14 protein-coding genes and 1 riboswitch are annotated in these 13,068 nt (G+C 63.7%); of the genes, 3 read left to right on the top strand and 11 right to left on the bottom strand.

Going from position 1 to position 13,068, the window contains the following annotated elements:
• Positions 1-5: 5 nt before the first annotated feature.
• A riboswitch (SAM-SAH riboswitch) is annotated at positions 6-53 on the bottom strand.
• A 39-nt stretch (positions 54-92) separates the two neighbouring features.
• The 7 genes from lnt to miaB form a co-directional block, all read right to left on the bottom strand.
• Complete coding sequence (gene lnt / locus V8352_RS08585) at positions 93-1,616, bottom strand: apolipoprotein N-acyltransferase (protein ID WP_336423867.1); 1,524 nt, start codon at positions 1,614-1,616, stop codon at positions 93-95.
• Positions 1,609-2,514: a hemolysin family protein gene (locus tag V8352_RS08580; RefSeq protein ID WP_336423866.1), complete on the bottom strand. Its 906-nt coding sequence runs from the start codon at positions 2,512-2,514 to the stop codon at positions 1,609-1,611. Before V8352_RS08580 ends, lnt begins: the two co-directional genes overlap by 8 nt.
• Before the next feature lie 78 nt (positions 2,515-2,592).
• The gene (gene ybeY / locus V8352_RS08575) at positions 2,593-3,081 is read right to left on the bottom strand and encodes an rRNA maturation RNase YbeY (RefSeq protein ID WP_336423865.1); all 489 of its coding nucleotides are present in this window, start codon (positions 3,079-3,081) and stop codon (positions 2,593-2,595) included.
• 69 nt (positions 3,082-3,150) lie between these two features.
• Positions 3,151-4,158 carry a PhoH family protein gene (locus tag V8352_RS08570; protein ID WP_336423864.1) on the bottom strand — a complete coding sequence of 336 codons (1,008 nt, stop codon included), beginning with the start codon at positions 4,156-4,158 and terminating at the stop codon, positions 3,151-3,153.
• Between the two features lie 187 nt (positions 4,159-4,345).
• The gene (locus tag V8352_RS08565; protein WP_336423863.1) at positions 4,346-4,645 is read right to left on the bottom strand and encodes a hypothetical protein; all 300 of its coding nucleotides are present in this window, start codon (positions 4,643-4,645) and stop codon (positions 4,346-4,348) included.
• A 12-nt stretch (positions 4,646-4,657) separates the two neighbouring features.
• Positions 4,658-5,212 carry an OmpA family protein gene (locus V8352_RS08560; protein ID WP_336423956.1) on the bottom strand — a complete coding sequence of 185 codons (555 nt, stop codon included), beginning with the start codon at positions 5,210-5,212 and terminating at the stop codon, positions 4,658-4,660.
• Positions 5,213-5,504: 292 nt separating this feature from the next.
• Positions 5,505-6,827 carry a tRNA (N6-isopentenyl adenosine(37)-C2)-methylthiotransferase MiaB gene (gene miaB / locus V8352_RS08555; protein ID WP_336423862.1) on the bottom strand — a complete coding sequence of 441 codons (1,323 nt, stop codon included), beginning with the start codon at positions 6,825-6,827 and terminating at the stop codon, positions 5,505-5,507.
• A gap of 111 nt (positions 6,828-6,938) precedes the next feature.
• Here miaB and V8352_RS08550 point away from each other — a divergent pair, with 111 nt between their 5' ends.
• Positions 6,939-7,811: a glycosyltransferase family 2 protein gene (locus tag V8352_RS08550; RefSeq protein WP_336423955.1), complete on the top strand. Its 873-nt coding sequence runs from the start codon at positions 6,939-6,941 to the stop codon at positions 7,809-7,811.
• Positions 7,812-7,841: 30 nt separating this feature from the next.
• Here V8352_RS08550 and V8352_RS08545 read toward each other — a convergent pair whose 3' ends face one another.
• The 4 genes from V8352_RS08545 to fabA form a co-directional block, all read right to left on the bottom strand.
• Positions 7,842-8,513 (bottom strand): FAD-binding oxidoreductase, encoded by a 672-nt coding sequence (locus V8352_RS08545; RefSeq protein WP_336423861.1) that lies wholly within the window; start codon positions 8,511-8,513, stop codon positions 7,842-7,844.
• A 153-nt stretch (positions 8,514-8,666) separates the two neighbouring features.
• Positions 8,667-9,488 (bottom strand): enoyl-ACP reductase FabI, encoded by an 822-nt coding sequence (locus tag V8352_RS08540; protein ID WP_336423860.1) that lies wholly within the window; start codon positions 9,486-9,488, stop codon positions 8,667-8,669.
• 6 nt (positions 9,489-9,494) lie between these two features.
• Positions 9,495-10,724 (bottom strand): beta-ketoacyl synthase N-terminal-like domain-containing protein, encoded by a 1,230-nt coding sequence (locus tag V8352_RS08535; protein ID WP_336423859.1) that lies wholly within the window; start codon positions 10,722-10,724, stop codon positions 9,495-9,497.
• Positions 10,725-10,829: 105 nt separating this feature from the next.
• Complete coding sequence (gene fabA, locus V8352_RS08530) at positions 10,830-11,339, bottom strand: bifunctional 3-hydroxydecanoyl-ACP dehydratase/trans-2-decenoyl-ACP isomerase (protein WP_336423858.1); 510 nt, start codon at positions 11,337-11,339, stop codon at positions 10,830-10,832.
• 206 nt (positions 11,340-11,545) lie between these two features.
• Here fabA and irrA point away from each other — a divergent pair, with 206 nt between their 5' ends.
• Both irrA and V8352_RS08520 read left to right on the top strand, forming a co-directional pair.
• Entirely contained in the window at positions 11,546-12,016 is a 471-nt protein-coding gene (irrA, locus tag V8352_RS08525) for an iron response transcriptional regulator IrrA (protein WP_336423857.1), read from the top strand.
• The gene (locus V8352_RS08520; RefSeq protein ID WP_336423856.1) at positions 12,016-13,002 is read left to right on the top strand and encodes an NADPH:quinone reductase; all 987 of its coding nucleotides are present in this window, start codon (positions 12,016-12,018) and stop codon (positions 13,000-13,002) included. The genes irrA and V8352_RS08520 overlap by 1 nt, the downstream gene beginning before the upstream one ends.
• Positions 13,003-13,068: the final 66 nt, after the last annotated feature.

Genomic DNA, 13,068 nt, shown 5'->3' with positions numbered 1-13,068 from the left:
GAAATCGCTCCATTAGGTAATCCTGCCGCGCCAGGAAGCCGTTGCGACAGGTTCCGGCGTTGGTAGCCCGCCGCGTGGCATAAGGTCAATCGCTATAAAGCGGCCGCCCTTCTCAACCTTCCGCGGTGCAGCGCTGCGGGCACGGCCAGCATCAGCGCCAGCAGCAGCAACGCGGGCCAATCACCCGTGCGCGCGTAGATCGTCGGCGGCAAGGGCGGCGGCAGGGCCGCGTCCAGATAGCCCGCCTGTCCCAGCGGGATCTGCGCGGTGATGCGCCCGGTGCCATCAATGATGGCCGACACACCCGTGTTGGCGGCGCGGATCATCGGCAGGCCCTGCTCGGCGCTGCGCAGCTGGGCCTGCGCAAGGTGCTGGTAGGGGCCCGAAACCTCACCGAACCATGCATCGTTCGTGACGAGCAACAGGAAATCAGCCCTTCCAGGCACGCCCGCCACGTCGCGGGCAAAGACCCCCTCGTAGCAGATCAGCGGCACGGCGCGGCCAAGCGCGCCCATGTCCATCAGCTCTGGCCCCGGCCCGCCCGAATAGCCATAACCGCCCTGCTGCGCGAGGCCGCGAATGCCGAAACGTGCCAACAGATTGCCCAGCGGCATATACTCGCCAAAGGGCACGAGGTGATGCTTGTCATAAAGCGCGGCCTGCCGGCCCTGCCCGTCCAGCAGCAAAAGCGAGTTGAAATAGCGCGAATCCTCTGCCCGCTGCACGCCCAGCACGACGGGTGCGCCGCGCGCGACCACCGCGATGTCATCCAAGACGGCATCCGCGCGGTTCAGCAACATCGGCAAGGCGGTTTCAGGCCAGACGAAAAGGTCCGGCACCTCTCCGGCAGCCGTATATCCCATCTGCCGATCAAAGTGGAAATCCATGTAAGCCGGATCCCACTTCTGCTCTTGCGGGACGTTCGGCTGAACCAGCCGGATCACAGGTGCGCCGGGACCGGCCGCTGGCGCGCCGCCAAGCATCGGCCCCAGCCCATAGAGCGCCGCCACGATCAACAGCGCGCCTGCGCCTTCCGCACGGCGGCCCATCACCAGATGCCACGCGCCTGCGCCTGCGCCCAGCATCACAGCCGTCAGCGGCAGCGCGCCGCCGATCGAGGACCACTGCAACATCGGCGTCGCGATCCAGCCGTGGCCGGGCTGCGCCCATGGAAAGCCGGTAAAGGCCCAGCCCCGCAGCGCCTCGCAAGCCGTCAGCGCCGCCACACAGACCAGCGCCGCCCCGCGCCCGCCCTGCGGCACAAGCGCGCGCGCCAGCGCCTGTCCCCCCGCCCAGAAGAGCGCGAAACCAGCCGCGGAAAAGACGAGGGCAAATGGGGCCATCCAGCCGTGGCGCGCAACATCCACGAGGAACGGCTCGACGATCCAGCTGAGCGCAAGGGCGAAATATCCAGCCCCCCCGGCAAGGCCCAGCCAGCCCGCGTGCCGCCACGTGCGGGCACAGGCGAACACCCCGTAGAGACCCGCAAATGCAATCAGCGACACTGGCCAAAGCGACCACGGCGCCTGCCCGAGGGCCGCGACCACTCCCAGTGCAAAGGTCACGGCAGCCAGCAGAGCGTTGCCTCGCCAGCCCCTCGAGGGCATGTCAGGCATGGGCGCCCGCGTAAGGCACACGCACGCGAAGGCGCTTGATCCGGCGCGGATCGGCGTCGATAACCTCAAAAACGGTTCCGCTGGGGTGTTCGACCACTTCACCGCGCACAGGAACCCGGCCCAGCAGCATGAAGACGAGGCCGCCAAGCGTGTCGATTTCTTCCTCGTCAACGTCGTCCACATCGGTCAGCGACTGGCCGATATGTTCCTCGAACTCTTCCAGCGGCGTCTTGGCCAGCGCGATATAGCAGCCGGGTTTTTCCTCGGACCAGTAATCATCCTCGCCGATATCATGCTCGTCCTCGATCTCGCCCAGCACCTGCTCGATCAGATCCTCGATCGTCACAAGGCCGTCCACACCGCCGTATTCGTCAATGACCAGCGCCATGTGCCGGCGGTCAGTCTGCATCTTTTGCAACAGAACACCAATGCGCATGGAGGGCGGCACGTATAGCAGCGGGCGCAGCATGTCCTTCAGCACGAAGGCATCCTCGGCATCGCCGTTGAAGCCGTGGCGCAATGCGAAATCCTTGAGATGGACAAAACCAACAGGCGAATCGAGCGTGCCCTCAAATACGGGCAGACGCGTCATGCCACTGTCGCGAAAGACATGGACCAGCTCGCCTTGGGTGATGGTCGAGGGAATCGAGACGATATCAGCCTTGGGGATGGCGACATCCTCGACCACCTTGTCACGCAGGTTGAGCAGCCCCCGCGCGTCACGTGCGTCGCGCGCGACAATGGCGGCGGTCTCCTCATCGGTGGCAGTCTCGGTCTCCGAAGGCGAGAACGCGCCGAAGATGCGCCGGAAAAACCCGTTGTTCTCTTCCTCTTCGAGTGACCTGTCCGGCAGCGCGCCCTGCGCTGCGCTAGAAGAATCGTCGGTGCTGTCGCCCATGCGTCCGTTTTCCAAATAGTTTGCGGGGCCAGAATGGCCTCCGAAGTGACCTTGGCGCCCAAGCGCCGTCCCTCACCCTCAATATGGGTCAGCTATGCCCAGTTTGCCAAGTATGGCAACCTCGCAAGCTTCCATCAACGTGGCATCTTCGTCACGGATGTGGTCATAGCCCAGAAGGTGCAGCACTGCATGCACGATCAGATGCGTTGCATGATCGGCCAGCGATTTTCCGCCAGACTCGGCCTCAGAGGCGCATGTTTCATAGGCAATGGCAATGTCGCCCAGCTCGGAATCGTCGCCGGGTTCGGGCGGCGCAGGCACCGCGCCGGGGCGTGCAGGCGTGCGCTCTTCGCTGGGCCAACTCAGCACGTTGGTTGGCTGCGGCTTGCCCCGAAAATCCTCGTTGAGCGCGGCAATGCGCGCATCATTGCAGGCCAAGAGGCTGATTTCGAACGCCTCGGGATCAAGGTTCAGGTGCTTGAGTGCGGCGCGCCCCGCTCTTTCCGCCAGCGCCCCCAGATCCAGAGCGCGCCATCGGCGGTCCTCGATCATGACGTCCATCAGCATGATGCACCGCCTGCGGAATGCCGACGCATTCCGACCCGGAACTCGCGTGTTTTCCAATCTCGGGCGGGCTCAGCCATCTGCTTCATACGCTTCGATGATCGCCGCGACCAGCGAGTGACGCACGACGTCCTTGGCGGTAAAGTAGTTGAACCCGATCTTGGGAATGCCGCCGAGCAGGCGTTCGGCGTCATGCAGACCCGAGGCAACGCCGCGCGGCAGGTCGATCTGGGTGCGATCGCCTGTGATGACCATGCGCGACCCCTCGCCAAGGCGGGTCAGGAACATTTTCATCTGCATGGTCGTGGCGTTCTGCGCCTCGTCCAGCACGACAAAGGCCCGCGCCAGCGTGCGGCCCCGCATGAAGGCGAGCGGCGCGATCTCGATCTTTTTGTCCTCGATCAGCTTGGCCAACTGCTTGGAGGGCAGGAAATCGTTCAGCGCATCATAGAGCGGCTGCATGTAGGGATCGACCTTCTCCTTCATGTCACCCGGCAGATAGCCCAGCTTTTCGCCCGCCTCAACGGCAGGGCGCGCAAGGATGATCTTGTCGACATGGCCCTCGATGAACATCGACACGCCCACAGCGACCGCAAGATAGGTCTTGCCCGTGCCGGCAGGCCCGATGCCAAAGGCCATCTCCTTGTCAAAAAGCGACCGGACATAAGCCTTCTGGGCCTCGGTGCGCGGCTCGACCAGCTTCTTGCGGGTCTTGATCTCGACGCGGCCCCCCTTGAACATCTCAAGCTGGTCACCGCCCTCGGCCACGCTCGTCTGCGGACTGCTTCCCATGCGCAGCTCGCGGTCGATATCACCCTGCACGACTTCCTTGCCGGTCTCGAGCCGCAGGTAAAGCGCGTGCAGTACCTGCACCGCCTCGGCCACCTGCGCGGCGTCGCCATGCACGGCCAGCTGATTGCCCCGGCGCAGGATCTGCACCTCGAGCGTGCGCTCGATCTCGGCCAGATGGCGATCATGCTCGCCGCAGAGGTCGATCAAGAGGAAGTTATCAGGGAATTCTACGATCTGATGATGCAGATCGCCTGTCTCGGGGGCTCCGGGCGCGTTGATGCTGGCCAATCAGGTCTCCGCTTTGGATGCTGCGATGATGTGTCGGTATAACCGTGCCAAGTTGGACGGGTGCGTGCAAGGTATCATCTCTCGGGTGCGGCGTGATTTCGCGCCCTCGCAATGAAAAACCGCGCGCCCCATGGGAGCGCGCGGTCATATCGCATCGCCGTGGCGGCAATATGGAAGCAAACCTGTATCAGATCGGATCCGATACGTTCGAACCACTCTTGAAGGGGCCAACCGCAGTGTTCGGCGGCGCGGTGCCCGAGCAGACCGGCTTGCCATATGGGTCCAGTCGGGCGGAAAGATACCCTTCGGCCCCATCGTCAATGATCCAGTGATCGCAGCCATTGGGGTCAATCCAAAGGCCGGCTTTCAATTGGCTCAGATGCTTGCGGTCAATGCCCCGATCCACGGTCTTGTCCTTCTTGGGCGCATCACAGGCCGCGAGTGATACGGCGGCGCACAGCAGAAGGGCGATTTTTGCACTTTTCATGAGTCAGTCCCTTCAGCGGATGCAAATGATTTCGACGCGGCGGTTTTGCTGCATCCCGGCGGCCGTGTTGTTGGAGGCCTTAGGCATACGCTCGCCATAGCCGCGCACATCGGCGATGCGCACGCCAGCCTGCTGAGCGACGCGGGCCACCGAGTTGGCGCGGCGCAGCGACAGGTTCATGTTGTACTCGTCCGAGGCACGGCTATCGGTATGGCCGACAATGATATGGGAAACCGCACCGGTCTCGCGAAAGAACTTGGCGAGTGAATTACGGCCATTCGCGCTGATCTTCGCGCTATCGGTCGCAAAAAGCTGATCGGTATTCACTGTGCCGCAGACGTTGCCCCGGCGGCAGACCGGGATCCCCTGGCGGTTCGTGTGGGGGGACATGTAGCCTTCCCAGCCGTCATCCATCACCCAATGCTCGCACCCATCGGGATCGATCCAGATGGTTGGAATATAACTTTCCCCGACAACTGTAGTTTGCTGAGCCAAGACCGCACTGCCGGTCAACGCGCCCGTTATTGCGACAGCCCCGCCCAGCGCGATGGCTGCGCATGCACCCATTACCCTGCGGACCGACATTGCAAGTCTTCCCGTCACACCCAAAATCCTTCTACTGTTCCCCCATTTGGTTGATGCCGAAAATTTGCACCGTCCAAACACTTGATTATGCAGGAACCTTAGCAGCTTTGCCTGTCTTGTGAAGTGCAAATACACAAGCCATTCGCGCCGACAGGGCAAATATCGTGGCCTCGCAACCCTAAACCACCACATGCGGGACAGGCTCCGCACATAGGCGCTGGCACTGATTCGTCACCTTCCGGACCCTTCGGTTTCGGGCCTGAGGCGGGTCAGATCAGATCACCTCGCCCGCCAGCGAGTTGGTCGCAGACCCCGTGATCCGCACGCGCGCCATGTCGCCCGGCGCGGCGTCTGGCGCCTCGGCATGGACCGCATGCAGGTATTGCGACTTGCCCACCATCTGGCCAGCCTGGCGCCCTGCCCGCTCGAACAGGACATCGACCTCGCGTCCCACCATGCTCTCCTGAATTTCGCGCTGCTGGCGCGTCAAGAGAGCTTGCAGGCGCTGCAGGCGCTCGCTGGCTTCGGCGCTGTCGACCTGCGCACGCTCGGCCGCGGGGGTGCCGGGGCGCGTGGAGTATTTGAACGAATAGGCCTGCCCATAGCGCACCTCTTCGATCAGGTCCAAGGTGGCCTGAAAATCGGCCTCGGTCTCTTCGGGAAAGCCGACAATGAAGTCGCCCGACAGCAGCAGATCCGGCCGCGCGGCACGGATACGCTCGATCAGGCGCACATAGCTGTCGCTGGTGTGGCTGCGGTTCATCCGCTTGAGGATGCGATCACTGCCCGATTGCACCGGAAGATGCAGGTAGGGCATCAGCTTGGCGCAGGTGCCATGGGCCTCGATCAGATCCTCGCCCATGTCGTTGGGGTGCGAGGTGGTAAAGCGGATGCGCTCCAGCCCGTCCACATCATTGAGCGCCCAGATCAACTGTGCCAGCGTCCAGTCGCCCCCGGTCGGCCCCGCGCCATGGTAGGCGTTGACGTTCTGCCCCAGCAAGGTGATCTCGCGAACGCCGCGCTCGACCAGCCCCTTGGCCTCGTCGATGATACGCTGCGCGGGGCGGCTGGCCTCGGCGCCGCGCGTGTAGGGCACGACGCAAAAGGCGCAGAACTTGTCACACCCCTCCTGCACGGTCAGGAATGCCGCCGGCCCGCGCTTGGCCTTGGGCCGCGCCTTTAGCTTTTCAAACTTGTCCTCTTCGGGGAAATCCGTGTCGAGCGCCTTTTCCCCCTGCCGCAGCTTGGCCTCCATCTGGGGCAGGCGGTGATAGCTCTGCGGCCCGACGACCAGATCGACGAGCGGCTGGCGGCGCATGATCTCGGCCCCTTCGGCCTGTGCGACGCAGCCCGCGACGCCGATCTTGAGATCCGGCTTGGCGTCTTTCAGATCGCGGAAACGGCCCAGCTCGGAATAGACCTTCTCGGCGGCCTTTTCGCGGATGTGGCAGGTGTTCAGCAGGATCATGTCCGCCTCTTCCGCGCTTGCCACCTCGGTATAGCCCGCGCCGCCCATGGCCTCGGCCATGCGCTCGCTGTCATAGACGTTCATCTGACATCCATAGGTCTTGATGTAGAGCTTCTTTGGCTCGGCCATGACGGGCCTCCGGATCATTTTGCAGCTGTTGTGCGGGCTATATCACAGAGGCCGTGTCTTGCAATGCGCGGCAAATTCGCGGAACCTGCGCCAAAAGACGAAATGAGCAGCATGCAATACACTTCGGTCAAGGGTTTCTGCGGCAAAGGCGCCGCACATCTGGCAAAAGGGCCCATCGCGCTCGTCTTTGCAGAGGATGAGGTCGAGCTTGATACCTGCCTGCGCCATCACGCCGGGCTGGGGTTCAAGGCGATCGTTGCGCTTGCCCCCGCCGCGTTTCACCTGCCCGCCGATGTGGCGCGCGATGTCGTGCGCGTCGATCACGACAGCAGTGCCGACGGGCACCATATCCACGCGATCAACGCCATCATCGCCGCAGCGCCCGAAGGCACGTGGATGTATTACTGCTTCAACGCCGAGTATCTCTTTTACCCGTTTTGCGAGACGCGCAGCATTGGCGAAATGCTCGCCTTCCACACCGAAGAGCGGCGCAGCGCCATGCTGACCTATGTGGTCGATATCTATGCGGGCGATCTCGCGGCGCACCCGCATGCGGTATCCTTGGATGATACGTGGCTAGACAAGTCGGGCTATTACGCGCTGGCCCGCACCGATCCGGCCAATCACGACCACCCCCGCGAGCGGCAGCTCGACTTTTTCGGCGGGCTGCGCTGGCGCTATGAGGAGCATATTCCCGCGCCCCGCCGCACCATCGACCGTATCTCGCTCTTTCGCACGGCAAAGGGGCTGACGCTGCGCGAGGGGCACACCTTTTCGGATGAGGAATACAATACCTACGCCTGCCCATGGCATAACAACCTGACGGCGGCGATTGCATCATTTCGCACGGCCAAGGCGCTCAAGCTCAATCCGGGTTCGACCTTCGACATTCCGACATTCAAGTGGCACAATTCAGAACAGTTCGAATGGCACTCGCGCCAACTGCTGGATCTGGGGCTGATGGAGCCGGGCCAGTGGTTCTAGGCCACCAACTCTGGATCCAGCCGTGCCACATCAGCTCCAGTCGTCAGCCACCAGATCGCTTGGATCAATCCCCAGCGCATCCAGTTCGCCCTGCACCGCGTCCATCATCGGCGGCGGCCCGCAAAGATAGCACAGGCTTCCCGGTTCGATGAACTGGCGCAGGTAGTCGCGGTTCAACTCGCGCCTCGGCACTGTCTCGCCTTTCTCGTCGGTCACCGTATAGGCGACGGTCAGCCCCGGCATCGCCGACAGCTTGTCGCGCCAGATGATGTCCGCCTCGGTCTTGTTGGAAAACACCAGGCTTGATCCGTTCAGATCCCCCTCGTCGCGCAGCCGCTTGCGCAAAAGCGCGATCATCGGGGTGATGCCCGCACCGCCCGCGATAAAGACACCCGGACCCCGGTCGCGCATGTCGCCGAAAGGGCCCCCGATGACCGCCTTATCCCCCGGCGCCAGCTGGGCAATCTGCTCGGTCACGCCGTCATGGGACGGATAGCTCTTGATGACGAATTCCAGCGTCTCTTCACCCGGCAGGCTGACCGGGGTAAAGGGGCGGCCCTCGTCGCGCCAGCCGTCTTTTTGCAGCTTCATCTCGATGGCCTGCCCCGGCTCGAAATCGAACCCCTCGGGGCGAACGAAAATCAGGTGATGCGTGTCATGTGTCGCCTTGTGAATTTCGCGTAACATCAACTCGTGGGCCATGGAACAATCTCCTTTTGCGGATCAACGCCGCGCGGCGCGCACCTGTTCCGGGCAGGCGCGTTCCGGGCAGGCGCGCGCATCGCTTCATCTTGGCAAAAATACTCAAATGACCGGCTGTACCGGGCGCATGCGCCTCACACCCGAAGCGCGCGATCAGAGGTTGTCGGCCTGCGGCATGCCCAGTACGTGAAAGCCGCCGTCGACGCGGATGATCTCGCCCGTGGTGCAGGCGCCCGCATCAGAGGCCAGATAGACCGCCGTGCCGCCCACCGCCTCGAGCGTGGCATTGGCGCGCAGGGGCGCATTCATATCCGTATGCTTGTAGGTGCGCCGCGCACCGCCGATTGCTGCGCCCGCCAGCGTCTTCATCGGACCGGGCGAGATGGCGTTGACGCGAATGCCGTCCGGGCCCAGGTCGTTGGCCAGGTAGCGCGTCGCGCTCTCCAGTGCGGCCTTGGCAACGCCCATCACATTGTAGCTGGGCACCACCCGATTGCTGCCCTGATAGGTCAAGGTCAGAAGCGTGCCGCCATTCTCCACCATCAAGGGATGCGCGCGCCGCGCCACGTCGATGAAGCTGTAGCAGGAGATATCGAGCGTATGCTTGAAATTGGTTCGGCTGGTGTCCAGGATCCGGCCCGTCAACTCGGATTTATCTGAAAAAGCAATGGCATGGACGACGAAGTCGATCGTCGGCCACTGAGCTGCCAGCGCGTCGAACCCCGCGTCCATCGACGCGTCGTCGGTCACGTCCATGTCCACCATCAGATCCGATCCGACGCTCGCCGCCAGCGGCTCCAGCCGCTTGCCGAACGCTTCGCCCTGATGGCTGAAGGCCAGCTCGGCGCCCGCCGCGTGCATCGCCTTGGCGATACCCCAGGCGATCGAGCGGTCATTGGCGACGCCCATGATCAGTCCGCGCTTTCCTTGCATCGGCAGGGGCGCGGTCGGCAATTCGGGAACGTTTTGTGTCATGCGGTCTTATCCGTGAAATTTGCTGAGAAGCATCGAGCCGTTGGTGCCGCCGAAGCCAAAGGAATTGGTCATCACCGTATCGAGCCCCGCATTGTCCACGCGGGTCGTCGCCACCTCTGCCGGATCAAGCGCCGGATCCAGATTTTCGACGTTGATCGAAGGGATTATGAAGTCATGTTCAAGTGCCAGGAGGCAATAGATCGCCTCCTGCGCGCCGGTCGCGCCCTGGCTGTGGCCGGTCATCGACTTGGTCGAGCTGATGGGCGGCGTGGACCCTTGACCGAAGACGCGGCGCACCGCCTCGACTTCGCCCACATCACCGACGGGCGTCGAGGTGCCATGCGCGTTGATGTAGCTGACCTTGCGGTCCTCGCCCAGCGTGCGCAGCGCGCCGCGCATCGCCCGCTCCCCGCCCTCGCCCGAGGGCGCAACCATGTCGGCGCCGTCGGATGTGGCCGCAAACCCGGTGATCTCCGCATAGATCTTGGCACCACGCGCCTGCGCATGCTCGAGGCTTTCCAGCACCAGCATCGCGCCGCCGCCCGAGATGACAAAGCCGTCGCGGCCTGCGTCAAATGCGCGCGAGGCCGTCTCGGGCGTGTCATTATATTTTGAGGACATCGCGCCCATCGCGTCGAAAAGACAGCTGAGCGTCCAGTCCAGTTCTTCGCCGCCGCCGCCAAACATGATGTCCTGCTGGCCAAGGGCGATCTGCTGCGCCGCCATGCCGATGCAGTGCAGCGAGGTGGAACAGGCCGAGGTGATCGAAAAGTTGACGCCCTTGATCTGATGCGCCGTCGCAAGGTTCGCGCTGACGGTGGACGACATGCATTTGGGCACCGCAAAAGGGCCGATCCGCTTGGTCGCGCCCGATTTCAGCACCGTCTGATGCGCGCTCAGCATGGCAGAGGTGGACGGGCCACCCGACCCGGCGATGAGGCCGGTCATCGGGTTGATGACGTCCTTTTCCTCCAGCCCGGCATCCTTGATTGCCTGCTCCATCGCGATATGCGCATAGGCCGCCCCCGGCCCCATGAAACGCAGCGTGCGCTTGTCCACATGGTCGGCAACCTTCAGGTCGATCGCCCCGGCAATGCGGCTGCGAAAGCCGTGCTCGGCCATCTCCTCGTTCGCGGTGATGCCGGACTTCCCCGCCTTGAGCGATGCCAGCGCCTCATCCGCAGTGTTGCCAATGGACGAGACGACCCCCAGCCCTGTAACGACGACGCGGCGCATGGCGCACTCCCTACCTGTTTCTCACTATGTTTAGGCCGGCAGCGCCACCCGGCGCAACCCGTTCGCGGGCAGCGCGCAGCAGCGATGTGGGCCGGGCTCGCGCGCTCAGCTCTCGCTGAGCGCGACCTTCATGTCCTTGACCTGATATATCACATCGCCATCCGCCTCGACGATGCCGTCCGCCACGCCCATCGTCAGGCGGCGAGTTTGAACGGCCTTGGTAAAGTCGATCTTGTAGGTCAGCATCTTGCGATCCGGGCGCACCATGCCGGTCAGCTTGACCTCGCCCACACCCAGCGCATAGCCGCGCCCCTGCCAGCCACGCCAGCCAAGGTTGAAGCCAGTCAGCTGCCACAACCCGTCAAGGCCAAGACAGCCGGGCATGATCGGATTGCCCGGAAAATGGCAGCCAAAGAACCACAGGTCCGGCGTGATATCGAACTCGGCGGTGATATGCCCTTTGCCATGTGCGCCGCCATCGGCGCTGACATCGGTGATGCGGTCCATCATCAGCATCGGCGGCTCGGGCAGTTGGGCATTGCCGGGGCCGAAGAGCTCACCACGGGCGCATTTCAGCAGGTCTTCCTTTGCGAATTGCGTCGGATAGTCGGCCATGTGGTCGGTTCCCTCAAACAGTTTTGTGCAGCGCGGGTCTGGTCCCGGCCGATATTTGCGCCATATCCTCTAGCACCCGTGCCCGCGCAGGTGCAAGCCTGCTGGCGTGGGCGCCCGCCCCACGGGGCGCTGCACCCGGTTTTTGTTTGAAATCCGGGTTTAAACAATCGTATAACACATCAATGAGAGCAAGTCGCAGGTAGCATATGACACGCCCAGCATCCCAACGCCCCGCCAGCGCGGAGGCCAAGTCGCAAGACCGCAGCGCGTCCAGTGCGCGCGGCGCCGAATGGCTTGCGGGCGCAGGGCTGCGTCCGACGCGTCAACGCGCGATTCTGGCAAGCCTTCTGATAGGCGACGGACAGCACCGCCACGTGACCGCCGAGAGCCTTTTTGCAGATGTGCAAAAGCGCGGCGAGAGCGTGTCTTTGGCCACAGTCTACAACACGCTGCGCGCCTTTTGCGACGCGGGCCTGATGCAGGAGGTGCTGGTTGACGGCACCAAATCCTATTTCGACACCAACACGCACGACCACCCCCATTTCTACTGGGAGGATGAGAATCGTCTCAGCGACGCGCCCGCCGATCAGCTTGAAATCACGCGCCTGCCGGGCGCCCCCGAGGGCGCCGAGATCGCGTCGGTCGATGTTGTCATCCGACTGCGTCGCCGCAACTGATGCGCGCTGCATGGTATAGCCGTTTCGGCCCCGCCGCCGAGGTCATCGAGTTGGGCGAGCTGGACACACCCGATCCCGCACCCGGCGAGGTGCGCGTGCGCCTGCAGTATTCCGGCGTGAACCCTTCGGACGCCAAGGCGCGCGGGGGCACCCGCCCCGGCGTGACCAAGCCCCCCTTCGAGCGCGTGATCCCCCACAGCGACGGCGCGGGCGTTATCGACGCCGTCGGCGACGGCATCGAGGAGGCGCGCATCGGCCAGCCGGTCTGGATCTGGAACGGCGCGTGGCAACGCCCCTATGGCACCGCGGCTGAACATATCTGCCTGCCCGCCGCACAGGCAGTGGCGATGCCGGATGGGATCGACATGAGGATCGGCGCGGTGCTGGGAATTCCCGGCCTGACGGCGGCGCAAACCGTCTTTGGCGGGGGCGACATCAGCGGGCAGACCCTGCTGGTCAGCGGCGGCGCGGGCGCGGTCGGCCACAACGCGGTGCAGCTTGCCAAATGGGGCGGCGCGCGTGTCATCGCCACCTGTAGCGCCGCTGGCATGGAGCACGTTCGTGCGGCCGGCGCCGATGTGATTCTGGACTACAGCGACACGGATCTTGCCGCGAAGATTACTGACGCCGCCCCCAGCGGCATCGACCGCGCGGTCGAAGTGGAGTTCGGCATGAACGCGCCACTGCTTGCCGAGGTGATGAAGCCGATGGCCACCATCGCCGCCTATGGCTCGGGCAAGGACATGACGCCGACCCTGCCCTTCGGCCCCTTCCTCTTCAAGGCGCTCAAGGTGGACATCACGCTGATCTACCTGCTCGAGCAGCCCGAGCGTGACACGATCATCGCACATCTGCATCGCGCGCTGACAGCGGGCGCATTGGTGCCCGCCATCGACACGGTCTATCCGCTCGCGGAATGCGCCAAAGCGCATGAAGCCGTGATGACGCCTGGCCGCGCGGGTGCGGTGCTGCTGGATGTGACATAGGACACAGCCCGAGCGCGGAATTCACCAAAAGCTGACCATCCAGTCACTGCGGCTACGGCGGCCTTG

It is taken from the genome of Roseovarius sp. D0-M9 (assembly GCF_037083805.1).
In the GTDB taxonomy this organism is placed as follows: Bacteria; Pseudomonadota; Alphaproteobacteria; order Rhodobacterales; family Rhodobacteraceae; genus Roseovarius.
The sequence above is the reverse complement of the archived record's forward strand: the minus strand, read 5'-3'. Positions and strand labels throughout refer to the sequence as shown.